This is a genomic window from Pseudoalteromonas sp. CST2, assembly GCF_028599385.1.
Classification (GTDB): Bacteria; Pseudomonadota; Gammaproteobacteria; order Enterobacterales; family Alteromonadaceae; genus Pseudoalteromonas; species Pseudoalteromonas atlantica.
On record NZ_JAQREO010000001.1, the window covers coordinates 341,673 to 360,810 of the forward strand.

The 19,138-nt window shown below is 41.5% G+C and carries 14 protein-coding genes; 6 read left to right on the forward strand and 8 right to left on the reverse strand.

What is annotated here, in order from left to right; genetic code table 11:
* Positions 1–232: 232 nt before the first annotated feature.
* The 3 genes from PSH41_RS01585 (at position 233) to PSH41_RS01595 (ending at position 3,944) form a co-directional block, all read left to right on the forward strand.
* Positions 233–1,066: a mechanosensitive ion channel family protein gene (locus PSH41_RS01585; RefSeq protein ID WP_004589490.1), complete on the forward strand. Its 834-nt coding sequence runs from the start codon at positions 233–235 to the stop codon at positions 1,064–1,066.
* A gap of 228 nt (positions 1,067–1,294) precedes the next feature.
* Complete coding sequence (locus PSH41_RS01590; protein ID WP_273588678.1) at positions 1,295–3,367, forward strand: catalase; 2,073 nt, start codon at positions 1,295–1,297, stop codon at positions 3,365–3,367.
* A 106-nt stretch (positions 3,368–3,473) separates the two neighbouring features.
* Complete coding sequence (locus PSH41_RS01595) at positions 3,474–3,944, forward strand: GFA family protein (RefSeq protein WP_273588679.1); 471 nt, start codon at positions 3,474–3,476, stop codon at positions 3,942–3,944.
* A gap of 66 nt (positions 3,945–4,010) precedes the next feature.
* Here the strand turns inward: PSH41_RS01595 and PSH41_RS01600 are convergent, their stop codons facing one another.
* Positions 4,011–5,027 carry a substrate-binding domain-containing protein gene (locus PSH41_RS01600; protein ID WP_248462268.1) on the reverse strand — a complete coding sequence of 339 codons (1,017 nt, stop codon included), beginning with the start codon at positions 5,025–5,027 and terminating at the stop codon, positions 4,011–4,013.
* Positions 5,028–5,197: 170 nt separating this feature from the next.
* Here PSH41_RS01600 and PSH41_RS01605 point away from each other — a divergent pair, with 170 nt between their 5' ends.
* Positions 5,198–5,671 carry a VOC family protein gene (locus PSH41_RS01605; RefSeq protein ID WP_004588872.1) on the forward strand — a complete coding sequence of 158 codons (474 nt, stop codon included), beginning with the start codon at positions 5,198–5,200 and terminating at the stop codon, positions 5,669–5,671.
* Positions 5,672–5,702: 31 nt separating this feature from the next.
* Here PSH41_RS01605 and PSH41_RS01610 read toward each other — a convergent pair whose 3' ends face one another.
* The 3 genes from PSH41_RS01610 to PSH41_RS01620 all read right to left on the reverse strand — a co-directional run bounded on the left by PSH41_RS01610 (position 5,703) and on the right by PSH41_RS01620 (position 9,399).
* Positions 5,703–6,470, reverse strand: coding sequence for a DUF6515 family protein (locus PSH41_RS01610; RefSeq protein WP_121637922.1), 768 nt, complete (start codon positions 6,468–6,470; stop codon positions 5,703–5,705).
* A 437-nt stretch (positions 6,471–6,907) separates the two neighbouring features.
* Positions 6,908–8,203, reverse strand: coding sequence for a YHYH protein (locus PSH41_RS01615; protein WP_273588680.1), 1,296 nt, complete (start codon positions 8,201–8,203; stop codon positions 6,908–6,910).
* Positions 8,204–8,502: 299 nt separating this feature from the next.
* Entirely contained in the window at positions 8,503–9,399 is an 897-nt protein-coding gene (locus tag PSH41_RS01620; RefSeq protein ID WP_039972407.1) for a LysR family transcriptional regulator, read from the reverse strand.
* Between the two features lie 172 nt (positions 9,400–9,571).
* On the opposite strand from PSH41_RS01620, the gene PSH41_RS01625 reads away from it, so the two are divergent.
* Together PSH41_RS01625 and PSH41_RS01630 are read left to right on the forward strand one after the other, a co-directional pair.
* Complete coding sequence (locus PSH41_RS01625) at positions 9,572–10,909, forward strand: MATE family efflux transporter (RefSeq protein ID WP_273588681.1); 1,338 nt, start codon at positions 9,572–9,574, stop codon at positions 10,907–10,909.
* Between the two features lie 167 nt (positions 10,910–11,076).
* Positions 11,077–11,604, forward strand: a complete 528-nt coding sequence (locus PSH41_RS01630) for an acyloxyacyl hydrolase (RefSeq protein WP_024033246.1) — start codon at positions 11,077–11,079, stop codon at positions 11,602–11,604.
* Positions 11,605–11,619: 15 nt separating this feature from the next.
* On the opposite strand, the gene PSH41_RS01635 is transcribed toward PSH41_RS01630, so the two are convergent.
* From PSH41_RS01635 to PSH41_RS01650, 4 genes are all read right to left on the reverse strand, one after another.
* Positions 11,620–12,687: a cytochrome-c peroxidase gene (locus tag PSH41_RS01635; protein WP_273588682.1), complete on the reverse strand. Its 1,068-nt coding sequence runs from the start codon at positions 12,685–12,687 to the stop codon at positions 11,620–11,622.
* Complete coding sequence (locus tag PSH41_RS01640; protein ID WP_273588684.1) at positions 12,680–15,358, reverse strand: porin; 2,679 nt, start codon at positions 15,356–15,358, stop codon at positions 12,680–12,682. The genes PSH41_RS01635 and PSH41_RS01640 overlap by 8 nt, the downstream gene beginning before the upstream one ends.
* A 16-nt stretch (positions 15,359–15,374) precedes the next feature.
* Entirely contained in the window at positions 15,375–18,119 is a 2,745-nt protein-coding gene (locus PSH41_RS01645; RefSeq protein WP_273588685.1) for an Ig-like domain-containing protein, read from the reverse strand.
* Between the two features lie 194 nt (positions 18,120–18,313).
* Positions 18,314–19,006 (reverse strand): hypothetical protein, encoded by a 693-nt coding sequence (locus tag PSH41_RS01650; RefSeq protein ID WP_273588686.1) that lies wholly within the window; start codon positions 19,004–19,006, stop codon positions 18,314–18,316.
* Positions 19,007–19,138 lie beyond the last annotated feature (132 nt).

Genomic DNA, 19,138 nt, shown 5'->3' on the forward strand with positions numbered 1-19,138 from the left:
TCTTAAAGGTTTAGAACACATTGGCTTTATTTACAAATTGAACAATATATACGCAATAAAAAATATTTTCGGTCAATTTATGTACTGATTTGTTTTTGTAACTGTTATTGGTGATAAAAATGAAAGGCAAATACAGCGAATAAGTAAAAATTCGTAATTTAGTTAATAAAAAGTTAATATAAAGTGTTTAATGTGATTTTATATTTACAACCAGTCTAACAGGAACAATAAAATGGACGAGATAATAAATAATATTGATGTAAATCAGTATTTGCCGGCAGCAGTAATGTGGGCAACAAATATTCTAATGGCAATTGTTATATTACTAATAGGCTTATGGCTTGCGGGTAAAGTGCGTAATATGATTATTAGTTTATGCCATAAATACACTCACTTTGATGACACGCTGTTTCGCTTTTTAGGCAGTATGGCGCGCTATGTTATTTTAGCGTTTGTATTTATTGCCGTGTTAAACCGCTTTGGTGTGCAAACAGCTTCAATAATTGCGCTATTAGGTGCGGCAGGTTTAGCTATTGGGTTAGCGCTGCAAGGTGCTATGTCTAACTTAGCTGCAGGTGTAATGTTACTTATATTTAGACCTTACAAAGTAAACGACTTTATTGAAGCCGCAGGGCGCTTTGGTAAAGTTACCGAGGTTGATATGTTTACAACTATTTTGCAAACGTTCGATAATCAGCAAGTTATTATCCCAAATAGCCAAATTTGGGGAGCGCAAATTATTAATCATTCGCATCACCCTATTCGCGGCGTAGATATGCACTTTGGTGTGGCATACGATGAAAACACCGACGCTGTTCGCAAAGTTATTGATAGCGTGCTTGAGGCTCACCCACACATACTAAAAGACCCAGCTCCTTTTGTTGAAGTAGAAACACTAAACAACAGCTCGGTAGACTTTTTAGTAAGACCTTTTTGTAAAGGCGAGCACTACTTCGAAATTTTATACACGGTGCCAGAGCTGATTAAAAAAGCCCTTGATGAAAACAATATCGAAATTCCATTCCCACATCGTAAAGTTATTTTAGTCAACGAGAATAAAGATTAAGGCTTAAACCTAAGAGCACTTTTAAGTGCTCTTTTTTTGTCTGAAAAAGTTACACGCCTGTGTAATTTTTTCTTTTATAAATTACCTCAAATACTACTTTTTTGTCTGTACAGGCCTTTTTTACTAGGTTGGATGGCTGGTCTTTATTTTGCATTTGCATAGTCGCTTTTAATTTAAAGCCCATAAAAACTATCGACCCATTAAATCAAATTGTATGAAGGACTAAACATGGCTGAATCATTTAAATACTCAGGTAATAAAGGGCATGGTGGCGAATTACATCAAAAGGCTTCTAATGAATACCCAACGATGACCACCGCACAAGGTTGCCCTGTTAGCGACGATCAAAACTCATTACGTGCGGGCAAGCGCGGCCCAGGTTTATTAGAAGATCATGTAATGCGCGAAAAGTTGTTTCACTTTGATCACGAACGCATTCCAGAGCGTGTGGTACATGCCAGAGGTTACGGTGCTCATGGTTATTTTGAAACCTACGATACGCTTGAAGATTTAACCTGTGCTGATATTTTTCAGCGCAAAGGTGAAAAAACACCGGTATTTGCACGGTTCTCAACTGTGGCAGGGAATAAAGGGTCTCCCGATTTAGCACGTGATGTTCGCGGGTTTGCTGTTAAATTTTACACCCAAGAAGGAAACTGGGATTTAGTGGGTAACAACATACCTGTATTTTTTATTCAGGATGCGATGAAGTTTCCTGATTTAATTCACTCAGCTAAGGCTGAACCAGACCGTGGTTTTCCACAAGCGCAAACCGCGCACGATAACTTTTGGGATTTTGTAAGTTTATCGCCTGAGTCAATTCATATGATTATGTGGGCCATGTCAGATAGAGCCATACCGCGCTCTTTACGCTTTATGGAAGGCTTTGGTGTTCACACCTTTAAATTTATTAATGCAAATGGCGATGAAAAATTTGTTAAGTTTCATTGGAAACCAAAAGCCGGTATGCAGTCAGTAGTGTGGAACGAAGCACTTAAACTTAATGGTGCTGACCCTGATTTTCATCGCAGAGACATGTGGGAATCTATTGGTAAAGGCGACTTCCCAGAGTGGGAGCTGGGTGTACAAGTGTTTGATCAGCAATTTGCTGATGAATTTGAATTTGATGTTTTTGATGCCACCAAGCTTATACCTGAAGAGCAAGTACCCGTAAAAATTGTGGGCCGCATGGTGCTTGACCGTGTAGTTGATAACTTTTTTGCCGAAACAGAGCAAGTTGCTTTTTGTACTCAAAACATTGTACCTGGGCTTGATTTTACACCCGACCCATTACTGCAAGGGCGTAACTTTTCGTATTTAGATACTCAAACCAAACGCTTAGGCGGTCCTAATTTTACGCACATTCCGGTTAATGCGCCTAAATGCCCAATGCGTCATTTTCAACAAGATGGCCACATGGCAATGCATAACCCTAAAGGGCGTGCTAACTACGAGCCAAACTCCTGGAGCGGCGATGAGCATAACCCCCGCGAATGCCCAGTGCATGGCTTTAAAAGCTCAAGCGAGCCAGAAGTAAGCGGTGGAGATAAGCTGCGTTATCGCTCAGAAACATTTAGTGATCACTACAGCCAAGCGCGCCAATTTTACTTAAGCCAAACAGACGTAGAGCAAGCGCACATTCAATATGCGTTTGTATTTGAGCTTTCAAAAGTAGAGCATGTGCCGATTCGTGAGCGTGTGGTTTCGCACTTATTAAATGTAGATAACACTTTAGCGCAAGAGGTTGCAAAAGGCCTGCGCCTGCAAGATATGCCAGAGCCGGCTGAAGCTGCTATGCCAACGCGTAACGATTTACCTGTATCAGATGCGCTAAGTATTTTAAAAAATGCGCCAGATACCTTTAAAGGTCGTAAGTTAGGTATTTTAGTGAGCGATGGCTTTGATGCTGATATTTTTAATTCGGTTACAAATGCCTTAGACGCTGAAGGTGCTAACTACGAAATTGTGGCCGCACAAGTAGGTGGTGCATGTTGTAGTAAAGGTAAGCATGTAGCAGCGGATCAAGTAATTAATGGCGGCCCTTCGGTGCTTTACGATGCGGTGATGGTACTTGCAACGCAAGGGGGCGCTGAGAAGCTTGCTGGTATCCCTGAGGCAAAAGACTTTGTGAGCGATGCGTTCGCGCACATGAAATACATAGGCTACACAAAAGATGCCATGGCATTATTTGAAGCCGCAGGGCTTGATGGTAAAGCCGACGATGGGTGGATAGATTTAAACATGCACTCTGCAGATAAATTTATTGAAACATTGCGCAATTTAAGATTTTGGCAGCGTTAGAACAAAACGCTTTAGCAAATCATAACCACACCCTGTAAAGAGTGTGGTTTTTTATGGCTAACTGGTTATGGTATTAACTCTTAAACAGTAACTAATTGGATTTATTATGAAGCTTAAAGGCGCTTGCCACTGTGGCAAAGTAACGTTTAGTGTGAGCTCTAAACACCCTTATCCTTATAACTTATGTTACTGCTCTATTTGTCGTAAAACGGCCGGCAGTGGCGGGTTTGTTATAAACTTGAACGCACAATACAGCACGCTTGAGGTTACAGGGCGTGAACATATTACTATTTATCATGCCAAAGTGGGTGATAAAACCAGCCCTGCTGAGCGCCATTTTTGTAAACACTGCAGCAGTAACTTGTGGTTATATGATTCGCGATGGCCTGAGCAAGTTCATCCCTTTGCTGGCGCAATAGACAGCGAATTACCCGTACCGCCAGAGCGCACCCATTTAATGCTTGCTAGTAAGGCCAATTGGGTCACACCGCATATTCAAAAGAATGATAAACAGTTTGATGAATACCCCGATGAAAGCATTGCAGAGTGGCACCAACGCTTAAACTTAGAGCAATAATACGCTGGCTAAAGTGCACTGCATCGTACTTAAGAGGGCATAACCCACAGTTAACTGGGTAAAATTTTAATGATTAACAGTGCACTGTGAGGCGTTACTTTGGGTACAGTAATGAAAGTCGGTGTAGTAGTGAGATTGCGCAGGCTTTTTATTATATAAAATGTAGTCGTGCATTAGCTTGGTGCTCAAGCGGCCCATTTCAAAAGGGTTTTGCCCTATGTTAGCCGAAGAGAGACCCCTGCTTAACACATTGAGCTGTATTTCTTCTGTATCGGCAGAAACAATAATAATGTCTTTATCGGCAATACGTTGCTTAAAAGGCGCTAAGGCATTTACGTAATGAGGGTTAAACTGTGCAAACCCCGCCACAGCTAAAAAAATGGGTGGGTTCTCCATTTTTAATAAATGCATTAACTGCTTTAGTGACTCTTCGCGCTTACCTAAACTAAATAAGGGGCAGCGACTATGTTCGCGCCAGCCGTTTTTACCTGATAGGTGTGCTGTCGCTTGATCAGACAGCGCATACCTAACCCCAGCAATACGCTTGTTTAAATTAGGGGTTGTATGGTGCCCCGACTGCATGCAAAGCGTATTATTTGCTTTGCTGGTCAGTTTTTTTACTTGCTCGCCTAAGGCAACGCCAAAGTCGAAGTTGTTACTGCCTACGTAGGCTAGGCGGTACTGTTGGTGTTTTTCAAGCAGATCAGAATCAAACGTTATAACAGGAATGTTTTTACTTTTAAGCGCCATTAATGAACGAGTGACCAAATGCTGAGAGTCGGTTGTTGCTACAATTAACCCATCTATTTCTTGGTCAACTAACCTATTAATGACCATAGATTGGCTACGAATGTCTTGAAAGTCTTTTGGTCCATCGTACTTGCATTCTATTTCAGGGTGCTCACTACTAAAGTGCAAACAGCCTTTGAAGGCTTGCTGATAAAAAGAGTCGTTTTTTGTTTTACCTACAATGGCAATCACAACTTTAGCCACGCTTTGGTGGGCAAATAAAGCACACCAGCTTAAAACTAAATACTTCAGAACTTTATACTTTTTAGCGGCTAGGCTAATTTTAGCTAACATTATAAAAGTCCTAAGCAAATAAAAGTAAGATATATATTACAGCTAGTATAGTTATTGACCACAAATTGGCTAATTTAATTATAGTGACTTAAATGAGTTAACACGTTGAAAGAAGTGTTTTTAACCTATAGGCTAAATACATACACCCATAAAAAATAATGGAGAGCGTTATGACTGTTTCAGCAATTCCCAAAGGGTTTAGCTCGGTAACACCGTACTTAATTATAGAAGGTGCTCAGCAAGCTATTTGTTTTTATCGTGATGCATTTAATGCGCAGTTAGTAATGCAAATGCCGCTGCCAGAGGGCGGTATAGCTCATGCTGAAATTATAATTGGCGACTCCCATATTATGATTTCGGACTCATGCCCAGATGAGTCATTTAAAAGCCCCAATGCACTTGGTGGCACACCGGTAAGTTTAATGCTTTACGTAGAGGATGTAGACAGCGTATTTAAAAAGGCAATTGAACTTGGCGCTACAGAAGTACGCCCAGTGCACGACCAGTTTTATGGTGATAGAGCCGGCACCCTACAAGACCCATTCGGGCATATTTGGACCATAGGCACCCATAAAGAAGATTTAAGTGAGCAAGAAATTAACCAAAGAATGGCCGACTTAATGTCAAAAGAGCAAGATGCATAAAGCAGCTTGCCCTGCGTTTGAGCTAAATTGTTTACCCTAAATTTATCGCTAAATATTTTATTTCGTCACCGTTTATTTGCGGTAAAAAATAAATATCTTGGTACTTAAAATATTGTTGATCGTTAATCGTGACAGCCTCTGCCGAAATAGGGAGGGTGTCGTAGGTTTGCCCTAAATCATAATTTTTAGCACTGCCTACCTTAATAGCCTGATTAACCACTATTTTAGGCTCATCAACTACTCTATAACCATTATTATCTGCCACGTAATATACATTTTGGTAGGTATAGTAAGTGGTATTATGGCGTTTAAAGTGTGAATAATGCCTTGGTAGTGAGCGTATTCTTAAGCCTCTTGGTGGCTTAACTACGTGGTAGCCTCTTTTTGCTTTTCTGTAGTAAATACCATCACTAAATGTAAACGTAATGCCATTAAATCTGATTGAAGCACTATTGCGCGGTAAATGATTAAAATAATGCCCAGGCCGGTAGGTCACTACGTTGTGGCGATTATGTTTAAAATAATTACGAGTGCGTTGCTGCTGTTTGTAATGGGCAACTTTGCGCTTTTGCTCTTTGCGGTGCTCGCGTTTGGCTTGTTTGCGCTCTTTACGGTCGTTTTTTTTATATTCTATACGCTGTTTTTTGTCATCGCGGCGCTCATCTCGTTTGTATTCGATGCGTTTTGCGCGCTCATTATTAAAACTTTTTGCGTTTTCTCGCTCATTGGGTGCTGCATATGCAGCGCCAGATACTGCACTTATGGCAAGTAGAGCAGGGAGTAATTGAGTCAGTTTCATACTAGTGCCTCGTGTATGTTGTTACATAACTGGGTTCAATACTAGCGCTTTAAACTGAATGGTAACTGACATGTAACCGATAACAGGGGCGTGTTTACAGCTTTTTACTAACGTTTACTGTTCTTGACACAAGCCAACGTTTTCTTACATTTTTGACGATTTTAGGAACTTTTATAGGCTATAAGTTGCGTAACTAATTGTTACAGCAAGTGCTTTTAACACTAGCCGTAATTTATAATTAGCCTGAATTATTGGATAATAAATCTATCTCGAGCAGCTATTTTCAGTGCTAACCGCGTTTAAATTACTTGCAATAGGCCAGCGATTGACGCGTAAATTTACCTTATTTTCACTGAAAATCTCTGGCTAGAGAAAATAAACTTAAATATCATTATGGTTCAATATGTTAGTAAATCTCTAACCAGAGTTTAGGTTAATTACCGTTTAGGTTTTTCAGGTAGGGCTGTTTTTAGTTGCTCCGGTGTTACGTTAAGTGCCTTTGCTACAACCGTTAAATCGGCATTAGGGCCGCCGGCTTCTTGCATTGCTTGCATAAGCGCTTCTTCGCTAACGCCTAGTTTGTTAGCTGCCTCAGCAAACCCCGGTGGCGACATGCCGCCGTTAGGGCCACCCGCTTTTGGACCGCCTCCACCAGGTGGTTCATGGCGAGTGATTTTAGTGCCTTCAGGTGGCTTGGCCCCTACACCCGCTTGTGCTGTGGTCGTAAAATTATTTTGTGCAACCACGCCTTTTAAGCACTTAGGTAAGTTAGGGAATGTATTACTTGCATGGTAGTGGTAAGTAACTATGCCGCTTTCACCCACGGGGCCTGTGTGGCCATTACAGCTATCAAGCTCGGTTGGGGATGTACCATCAATTTCTTGGCTTCCGTAAATTGGGTAGCCATCAAAGCCATAACCAAATAGGGCGCTTGGCTTTTGCGTTAAATTATTACAGTTGGCGTTTACATGTTCGTGTTTATATACGCTGTCTATATCACTGGCGGTGCCGTGGTAGTGGTACCAACCGCCCGGATCAATATGACCTGCGCAGGTATCAAGCGCGGGTAAATGCCCAGTATGTTGCACACTTGGCGCATCCGAAAAAATAGGCACACCCGCAAGCGCTATACCCACTTTAGACACTGTGCCTAACGCTGTTGATTGCTCAGACATAACAGGGTGCAGTGGTAAAAGGGCGGTAATTTCTACGCTTTTATCTACCGATACATTAATACATGCATGATCAACGGTTGGGCGAATGGTCGCGTTATCAACAATATGCACTGTGCCGTCTTCATCGTAAAAGGTAAAACCTTGCTCGCTAAGCATGGTTAAAAATGCTTTATCTAACCTATATAGCCCTGCATCGGTGCCATCCCAATCCCAAATTCCGCCTACGTCGTCGAGTGTTTCTGGGCAAAAAGGGCCGACTTCAATGTTGTCGGGCTGATATTTTAAAACCACTTGAGCACACTGAGTTTGTAAGCCGTTTTCAAGCGTACACTCTACAGTTTGTGGCAGCTTTACCATGGCTTTAATATTAAATTCATCGGTATTTATAAGCGTGTTTTTAGCGCTTTTAGTTTCTGGGGAGGCAGGTGTACTTTCGCTTTTTATCTGCTCGCCACATGCAGTTAAAAGTACCGTGGCACTAATCAGGCAAAATGCGAGCTTAGTTTTTGTAGTGTTAACGCTAGGCGCTTTTAAACGACTTCGTTTAATTGTTCTCATACTTACCCCAAAACGATTTATATACGTAGGTTTTAGTATGGCAATAAATTGTGCAAATAAAATGAAAGTTTTAAAAGAGTTATTGATATGTTTGAGATGCATGGCTAGCTTTTAATTAACATTATTGGGAGTTGTTATTAAGTTATTTAATAAACTTACACGATTAAATACGAAGTATAAAAGTACAAGTTAGCAGCTGCTGTTTTTACTTGCCCAAGGTTTACCAATAAAGCTCCATATATTTAAAGCGCAAAAAGCACAAACCTAGGTTTGTGCTTTTATATTTTACGGTTAAATAATTATATTTTTTCCCAGTAGGGTTCGTCACCAAAGTAGCCGCTAAAGTAGTCTATAAAGGCCCTTACTTTTGGCGCTAATAAACGCGAACTTGGGTAAACACTCCAAATAGCGGTGTCGGATGCAAGTGGGTAGTCTTGTAAAATTTGTACCAGCTCACCACTTTGTAGTTTTTTATAGGCACACCAGCTCGACATTAGCGTAATACCTAAGCCTTGCACGCACGCATCGCGCACCGCTTCACCGTTATCGGCTTGTAATACGTTATTGGTTTTAATGTTTTGTGTGCCCTCGGGTGTAATAAACGACCACGTAGTTAAACCATGTAAATTAACACAGGTATGATTTTTTAAATCTTGCGGTGTTGTTGGGGTGCCGTGTTTTGCAAGATAATTAGGCGATGCGCAAATTAAGCGTTTATCGCGGGCAACTTTTCGGGCTATAAGGGTTGAGTCGTTTAGGGCGGCGTCGCGTATTGCTATATCAAAACCACCGCCAACCATATCAATAATGCTATCGCTTAAGCGTAAATCAATTGTCAGGTCGGGGTATTGCTCAATAAATCCAGCCAATGCAGGAATAATATGCATACGCCCGAACGAAGCAGGGGCGGTAATGCGCAATTTTCCTTGTGGAGTTACACTGCCTATACCTACCGAGGCGCGTGCCATTTCAACATTGGCAAGCACTTCCTCGGCGTGGGGTAAAAAAGCTTGGCCCTCTTCGGTTAGCGATACTTTTCGGGTTGTACGATGAATAAGTTTAACGCCGAGCGTTTCTTCAAGCTTATTCATTTGGGCACTAGAAACCGCGGCCGACAAACCTAACTCCTTGCCAGCTAAGCTAATATTATGTGTTGTTGCGATTCTGACAAACAGATTTAAATGGGCAATGTTCATTATCAAATTTTTCAATAAACTGATTATTTAAACAACTATATTATCAATACTTAGTTGTGTAAATATACTAGCAGCTTATTCATTGTGACTTTTCCTGTGGCGCTTACTATAAGCGCCTTTTTTTTCGGTATTTTTCTCGTTTAAATTTTTAAGTTTAGAGTGAGCCTGCCTTATGAGCCGTAATACATCATTACTTTTAAAGTATTTATTTAAGCAGACATGGCCTATGTTGGTTGGCTTGTTTTCTATTATGGGAAGCCAGCTGGTTGATAGTATTTTTATTGCTAAGCTAGGCGCTGAGCCGCTCGCTGTAGTTGCCTTTAGTATTGCTATTTTTCAGGTAATTGTGGGAGTACAAGTAGGCTTAGGTATTGCGGCAACTGCGACCATTTCTACTGCACTTGGGGAAAATAAAGTTCACTATGCACGTTACTTAGGTAGTTTAATCGTACTTATTGGCACCGTAATAGTAACGCTATTGTGCTTGGCATTGTGGCTTTTTCAGCAGCCTATAATTTTAGCGCTGGGCGCAACGCCTTCGTTATTTAATTTAACCGAGCTTTACTGGTTGCCTTGGCTAATAAGCTGCTGGCTTGGAGCGCTGCTTTATTTTGGTTACAGCATTTGCCGTGCCCATAACGAAACCTTATTGCCTGGGCGAATTATGGTGCTAACCAGTGTGTTAAATATAGCGCTCGATCCATTGTTTATGTTTACCTTTGATATGGGGTTAGCGGGTGCTGCATGGGCAAGCTGTGTTGCTTTTGCAATAGGCTTAGCAGTGGTGTTTTACACACTTATTAAACGAGAACTTGTAACCTTTGACGTTTTAAAAAACCGCACCGAGCAGGCAATAAAAGCCATTGCAAAAATGATGGCGCCGGCTTTACTTTCACAGTTTATTCCGCCTATTTCAGCCATGATAGTAACGGCACTGATTGCCGCGTATGATGGGTTTGCTGTAGCAGCTTGGGGGCTTGCAAACCGTATTGAATATATTGCGATTATTTTAATTTTAGCGCTTACCATGGCGCTGCCCCCCATTGTTGGAAATTTAAAAGGGCGGGGCGAGCTTAGGCAAATATTAAGCGTAGTAAAACTTGCGTGCGGTTTTGTAATTGGCATACAAATTTTATTAGCGGTTATTATGCTAGGTGCGGCTAACCCGCTTGCAAATGCGCTTAGCAATAATAGTGAAATAGTTGCTAATCTAACAGATTACTTTGCATTTGTGCCCCTGAGCTACGCGGCTTTGGGTGTATGTATGATCACGGTATCGGTATGTAACGCGCTGGGCTTTGCGACCACGGCATTATTTATCTCTATATTGCGGCTATTTTTGTGTTACTTACCACTACTTTGGCTAGGCTCGTATTTTTACGGTTTAACAGGGTTATTTATCGGTATGGCATGCGGTAATACCTTGTCGGGTATTGTGGGTTGGCAGCTTTTTAAGCAGCAATATAAGCGATTAACAACACACGTTAGCGTGCGCTCAAGCACTGTTTAATTATCAATATATTGAAGAAAGTTATTCCACTTAAATTGCAATTATCAAAATAGTTAAATGCAATTAGTATGCACCTCATTGAATCATTGCTTAATCTATAGCAGCTAAATTTGCTGTGTTTAGGTCAAGCAATTGCAATAAAAATAGAGCTGCTTGAGGTGAATAACATGAAACTTTATAAATTGTTTTTAATAGCTATAACGCTATACGCAGGCGCTGCAACGGCTGCACAAGATTACTTTTCGATGAGCTATATTCAAGGTGAAGGAGACGTGCGAGGGATTAAGGTGGCTTATCAATATGCCTTAGATTATCAAATAGAAGGCTTTGAAGAGCTAGAGATTTACCTAGAAGCCAATGCTAACTTTTTTGAATACGATGACCCAAAACGCTACGACGCTAATTTAGGCTTATCGCTTTCGCCTGTTATTTTTTATCCTATTGGCAGTATTGCTGGGAACCGCGTTTTTGCCGAGTTTGGTATTGGTTTAAGCTTATTAGACGACACCAAATTTGCGGGAAAAAACATAAGCACACATTACCAGTTTGAAGACCGCCTAGGCATTGCCATGAAATTTGGTGAGGCTGAGCAACATAGCGTGTCACTTAAGTATTTTCATTATTCAAACGCTGGTATTAAAAAGCCCAACCCAGGCCTCGATTTTATATCGCTAAGCTACTCACGCGCACTTTAGTGAGTAGCTTACTATTTATAAAATCCTTAAAAATGCCACTAGGTCTGCTTGTTCTTGCTTGGTTAAATTAAGCTTTATAAGCAGGTCGGTGGTTTTAGGGAAGTGTTGGTCGTTTAGTTGGTTTTTTCGTGGTCTGGGCCTTACTCCGCCATGTTTATATAAGGCGACAATACCGGCTAAATCGTCAAATAAGCCGTTATGCATCCACGGAAATGTTTGCATTAACCCTAATAGCGATGGGGTTCTAAATTGGCCAATATGTTCAGGGTTGTGGGTGGCATCGTAGCGGCCTTTATCTTCAAAACGGCGGCCGTAATAATGCAGCCCTGTGCCATGGAATTGGTTGTCACTGAGTAGTGCGCCGTTATGGCAAGTCATACATTTAGCTTTAGTTCTAAATAGGTGCAGGCCATTTAACTCACTATCACTTAGGCTACTAACTGCTTGCTGTGGATTTTTATTAAGCTGCGTTAAAAAAGTTTTATAGCGGCTATTTGGCGCTGCTAATGTGCGCTCAAACGCAACTAAGGCCTTTGCCATTTGCTCTGTGGTTAAGGTGCTGCTATTAAAAGCGCTTTTATTAAATGCACGGTAACTCTTATCTTTATTTACTCGGGCTAAAGCTATTTTTGGATCTAAGTCCATTTCAATTGGGTTTTCTATTGGCATAAGCGCTTGCTGCTCAGCGGTGCTTGCGCGTCCATCCCAAAAAAAATGTTGCCATTGATCAATACCAAAAATAGCGGGGGTGTTACGCGTGCCTACTTGCTCGTCAATGCCTATGGCGGTTGTACGGCCATCATGAAAGCCTTTGTCGCGTTCATGGCAGGTGGCGCAGCTAACGGTATTATTACGTGAAAGCTGCACATCATGAAAAAGCTTATCGCCTAGTGCAACATGCTCCGGTTTAGGCGATGCTACAGGCAAAAGCGACATGGGCTCAACGCTTCTTCCGTCACTGGTTTGAATAGCAGGCCAATGAGCTTGGCCTTTACTATAAAGTGAGCGTAAATCGTTACTACTTGTTGATTTGGCGTTTAAGCTAAATGAGCACAGTAAAAAAATGCTTAATAACCTAATCATAGTTATAGCTAACTCCTACCCAAAACATACGCCCAGGCTCAATACCTGATGCTCCTTCGTTTACTGTGTAAGCGCGGGCATTTAATAAATTAGAAATATCCGCTCTTATGTCAATAGATTGGGTTTTTGTGAGGTTATGGCTATAGCGTAAACTTAGCCCTAGCATGGTTCTGGCGCGTATTTCTTGCTCTTCGTATACATCAACTAAGCTTGATTCTACAGGGCAACTTGTACAGCTTTGCTCAAGCCCAATACTTTCGCTAGCCCCGGTACTTACCGCGCTGGTGTAGCTGTCACTGTAGGTAACATTTAAGCCTGTACTAAATGAGCTGTTCCAATCAACATTCCAGCCAAGCGCACCTGACACTGGGGTGCCAAAGTTGGTACGTATTTGCTCTAGCTGCCCAAGCGTTACAAGCTCGCCTTCGCCTTGTGCATTGAGATAATAAACGAGTTCATCAAGGGGGGTATTTTCTGCACTAGCGCTGTATTCATCGTTTGAAATTTTGTTTTCAGCGTAGGAGGCATTGGCCCATAAAGAGTGCTTACCAAACTGTGCACTCCACGAGATAGAGTAGCGCTCTGAGCTGCCATCACCCTCGTTAGTCATATAAATGTATTTATAGCCATCACTAGCTGCTTCTTCATCGGTAACCTGAGAAAATTGCTGACGCTTTTTACGTTTTACATATTTGAGCGATATATTGCCTGCTTTTTCAAATGAATGCGCAATACCTAATGCGAGTTCGTCATCGTAGGGGGTATTTACATCATCAAAGCGGTATTTAAACGCGCCGGTATAGTTAGACGGCAGCCACCCTTGAAGGTAGCCGTTTTCAATTGGGCGGTACTCTCGGTATGAAAAACGCTGCTGCTCTTTTACTTTATAACCAATAATGGCTGAATCGTAATAGCGGTTAATCCCTGCGCTAATAATAGTGCGGTTGTTGTTAAATACATCGTAACCAAGGGATAGACGTGGCGCAATATTATGATTAGCTAAAAAGTCATCGTATTCGTAGCGCATACCTAAATTTAAGCTTAATTGCCCTAAGGTAATGCTATCTGTTGCATAAAACGAGGCGCGATTTAACGCTACATTTATATACTCTGCTGGGGTTACTAAGCGGCCATTAAAATACTGGGCGGTGGCTGTTACATTGTTGCTGTACGCTGTTATGTGATCTTGGTTGTTAAAATCAATTTCGCCCCCTAACTGCGCTGCAAGTTCGTCAATAGATATAGTGGTTTCAAGCGCTTGGCAGTCAAGCGTGTAACCACTGCAATTAAGTGGTGTACTAGCGCTAGACCATATAATAGGGGAGTCGTAGTTATAGCTATTTTGTATGCGTTCGCGCTCTACTTCTTGGCGAATAAGCTCTATACCGGCCTTAATATTATGCTCAGTTCCTGCAAATTCAAATGAATTGAAATTTAGCGTGTTTTTCCAGCTGGTGGTGTATTGGGTGTTATCTAAAGCGCCATAGCCTCCTTGGCGAGAGTAGCGTGTTTGCGCATCGCCTTGGTCGGCATATTGTCCCCAATCTTTGCCTTTAGCTTGCAGCCAGTTATAAAAGTGCGCTGGGCCTTCTCGGCTGCTATCACTCATACTAAAATTAAGGTTGCTGCGCCAGGTTGCAAAATCAAAGTGCTGGGTAAGTGATGCGACCGCGCCTACTGCGCCGCCTTCTAAATGGAAGTCGCTGTCTTTGGCGTCGGTTATAAAGTCATCTACTTCGTAAGGTGAATACATTAGGGTTAAATCTAATGCGTCTACCCAGCCATTGCGATAACCATATTTAACAATGGCATTTATGTTTTTACGGCTTTGCGTTTTGACTTCTCCTAACGACAAATCGCTGATGTCGCTGGTTAAGTAACTAACACTCATCATTACGCCATGGCGCTTATTAATTTGTTTATTAGCACGCAGGTTATAGCTGATTTTTTCATACTTAGGCGTTTCAAGTGTGCTTTGATCAACATTTTGCTGAGAGCTGTCTTGATCGGCTTCTATAAAGTGATAACTCCCCCAGCTGCTTTGATTACCCCGCACACCAAAGCTAAAACTGTCATTGGTAAATACGCTTTTGGTTTTACTATCAACAATGCCACCCGAAAAGCCACCAAACTCAGCCGGAATGTTATGGTCGTACACTGTGATTGATTCAACTACATCGGAGTTTACATTCATGCTTTGCACGCCGCCCGATACATCGTTTGATGAAGAGCTTAAGCGGCTGCTGCTACCCGGGTCTATGCGGTTATTGTAGTTTAGTCCATCTAACGAAAAGCCAGTTTGCCATGGCTGTGCGCCTGAGATTGATATTTCTGGTGCGCTGATTTCTGCCAAACTACCAATAGAGTAAGCCTCGTTGCTTAGCTGTACACCAGGGAGCAATGCAATAAGCTCGTTTATATCGCCGTTGCCTTTAGGTGTGGCATTTATAAAGTCACGATTTAAGTAAGAACGCCCAATAACTTCGGGTACTTCTATGCCTATGTACTGGCCTTTTACTTCAATGTGCTCAAGTGCTTCACAACGCTCTTTTTGCTCATTTTTAAGGCCGTTACATGGCTGTGTTTTTGGTTCGGTCTGCTGTTGCTGCTCTGCGGCGTATACACCCTGAGAAAGCAAAAGCAGACACGCGAGGGTAGTCGGTGTCTGCATTTATTACGGCTCTTAGTTAAATACCTAGTGGGGTAGTGTCTTCGCTATCAATTACGCCATCGTTATCGGCGTCTTGGTCGGCAATTAATCCAGCTAAGGCTATATCTTCATCGCTGGTGTTAGGTAAAAAGAAGTTAGGTAAGCCGTCGTGGTCTGTATCTACGCTGGCAATAGCTATGCCTTTAAAGTCATCACGAGAGGCGACTAAGTTGGTCATGCCTATGTAAAGCTCAAGCTGATCGGCTTCGCCATTGACGCCATTATTTATTAAGCTTTGTGCTTTAGTGGTATCGTTAATTAGCGTAAAACTGTTTACTAAATCTTCCATGTTGTCGGCAATAATTGTATCGGCAAAGTTTAAAATAAGAGGCTCAAGCGTATTTAAAAGCGTGCTAGCTTGTGTTTTTGCATTGCTATAGTTTGCTGAAAAATCGCTAATATTCGCCGCGTTAGTGCCCATACTTGAAAGCATAGAATAACGTTCAAATTCACCTGTTTGAGCTTCTTCTAAGCCAATTACTTCGGCTTTAACAGCGGCTAAAATAGTTTCTAGCTGATCGCTTGTTAATGCATTTAGCTCAGGGGTTATTTCAGTAATAGCATCATTTAAAGTGGTACTTGCCAGTGATGTTTGGTTTGCATTAACTAAGTAACCTAAGGTTTCTAAGCGGGCTTCAAACCTGTCTTCGGTATCTTCATCTAGGGCAATGTAGCTAAGGAGTTGATTGTGTACACCAGCTACTTGCTCCGATAAGCCGCCTTTAATAAGCGATACTATTACTTGATTATGAGCTGTAATTGATGAGGTATTACTTAGCGTACGTATATCGCCTGCATTGAGCGTATTAAGCATGGTTAAGCATTTATTAGCGGCATTTGCTGTATCACCACCGACTTGCGCAGTTAAATCAACTAACAATTTACAGCCCTTGGAACCGGTTAAAAGCGTGGTTGATGATTCTTTGCTTATGTAGTCATCCGAGGCTATAAAGTCGCCAGCATAGGTAAATACTTGCTGTGCTAGATCGTTTCTGCCGGCTTCACTTAAAATTAGGCCTGTGCCAGGGACGTTATCAAGCGATGTTAGCGCTCTAAAAAATTCGTTGTAATCACCATTTTCTATAAAAAAGCTGCGAGCTTGAGCTGCGGCACTCGTTATATCTTCCCCACCAAGCAGGCGATTAGCTATATTAAAACCATACACTTGCTCTTGCGCGTTGTTTATATCGGTTTCGCTGTCTGATAGCGTTATTGCTGGGTTTTCGTCGCTTTGGTAAAGGCCTTCAATTAAGCCTGCTAAAAATTGAATAGGATAAGTGTAGTTATCTAAAGTAGCGGCGCTGTAAGGCGATGCAGAGTAAGCGTAGTTACTATCAAAACCCGTTGAACCATACATGGCAAGTACCTGGTTAGTATAGTCTTTTGCCGCTTCAAATTCGCCAGCTCTATAAAGGTATTGCGCAGCCCATGCACCATGTAGCGTTTTGTATTGCTCGTATGGTTGGCCTTCGTATTCGCCGCTACGTACTAGCCTGTAACCTGTTTTTACTGCAAGTTGCGCGTAGTTATTAGCAAGCAATTTGGCTTGCGTTAAATCGCTTTCATCTAGGCTTTGCGCATAGCTTTGTAGGGCGTCATCTATTGATAAGCGTACGCCATTTAAAAAGTAGCCATAGCTTGAGGTGTATTCGTCTTCGCGTACTTGCTCTGCGTATAATGAAATTGTATTTAACAAATTACTTGCTTGCGAAACTTGATCAGCAGCTAAATAGCTTTTTACTAAAGAATAAAGCGCTGATGCGTCTGATGAGGCAATGTTATCAAAGCCTTTATCAGCTAAGTATTGGTTGTAGGCCGCCACCGCTTGGTCACGGTAATCGTTTGCTTGTTCTGTTTGGCCTATTTCGTCTAGTGCTTGTGCCACATCTTTTAGTGCCGAAGAACGCGCTGTTTGCTCGTTTATAAGCGCTAAATAGTCGTTAGCAGTATCTAAAAACCCTGCACGTGCATAGGCCGCAGCTTGGGTTGCGTATACCTCATATCGAGAAAGTTCATCGGCAATATTTGCGCTTAACTCGTCGGCTTGTTTTAAGTGCGACAGACTAGAGCTGTAATAATAATTAAGTTTATCTTCGTTAGTTACATAAGAAGGGCTTAGTGAAATAATTGCAGTTAACGGCTCGCTAATTAGGCCATCTGTGTAGCTAATTTCAAATTGCTCATCAATGCTGCTTAGAGATTGAGCCTCATAGGTAAATTCACCCGTGGTGCTATTTATGCTCATTACGCCATTACTCGGTGGTGTTATTAAGCTAATAGTTACGGTGTCGCCATCTAAGTCTTGTGTAGTAATAACCCCTTGAGTGGTGGTTGAAGAGGTAACAAATACATTAGTAGTTAGTAGCTGCGGTGCATCATTAACATTTTCTACGCTAAAACGTATCACTACATTTGCCGTTAAGCTGCCATCGCTTGCGCTAATGGTTGCTGTGTCTTCTCCAAAATAATTACTAAATGGTGTGTAGGTAAATTCACCGTTTGCTTCAACTGCTATGATGCCATTGCTTGGTGCATTGGCAAGCGTATAGCTTAAGGCGTCATCGTCGGTGGCTGTTACTTGGCCTGAAAAAGTGGTGTCTTCGTTTACAGTAAAACTTAAATTAGGTTGAGAAAACTGTGGAGCAGTATTACCAGAGCTCCCGCCACAACCAGCCAACGCAAGCGCGCATAATATTGGGGTAAATTTAATTAGCTTGTTCATTATTGTTAATATTAAAAGTTAATGATGTTGCGAATGATAACGCATATCAATTAGATTTTAAAGTGTGTAAAGTATTTGTCATATTAATAGTGAGTATCCACAAAGTACTTATAAGGCAGCTAAAACACAAAACCCTGCTATTAACAGGGCTTTATTGTGAGTAAAAATGAGATTAGTAAAGAGGATGATGGTTGTTAGTTTAAGTCGCTAATAATAAGCAGCGGAAAGTTTTTAACTGAACGAGGTTGCCAATTATTATAGCTAATATTGCTAATTCCAAAATAGTTAAGCACCTTAGGTGAGTACGTCCAGCCACGCGCACGTTGCTTTATGGCGGCGCTGCGTAAACTGGGTTTTAGCCCTACTGTGAGTAGGTCGTGATTTACATTTAGCTTTGTGTAAAAGTCTTTTTCGCGCAAGCTTGCTTTAGCAATTACCTCATCGTAATGGGCGCGTAATGTCTGCCACTTTTGGCTTTTTTGTGGCTCTTTTAAATGCTTTACCATGGCATCAATATCACTATCTAACCACTTAGCTGAGGCTGCATCCCCATGCCAGCCAATAATCGTATTGGGCTCAATTGTAGTAGGGTTGCCAGCAAGCAACACATAATTAGCACACGACGAAAAGCAAAGCTGCTTTATGTTTACTGTTAGCTTATGCGCCAAAATTAATTCGGCTAAATCCATCCCTAAATCAATGTTTCCGCCGCCGCTGGTAATCGTAAATGTATTAATTGTAGAGTTAGTTTTTAAAAGCTCAGCCGCCGTATTGTTATTTTGTTTGTTGATTTGGCCACTGTATATAATGGTTTTATCACTTAAGGTTACTTGAGCCTGCAATAACGTAGGGAGTAATAAAAAAAGGGTAAAAATTAATTTATGCATATGAGTTTTAAGTGAGTATTTTTGCCAAAGGCTACGAAATTTGGCTAAATGAGGCAAATACTAATCTGTCTAAAGTAAGTTAACCCCTTTTAACCCACCCTTAACCCTTGTCCTAATAAACTGTGTGTAATG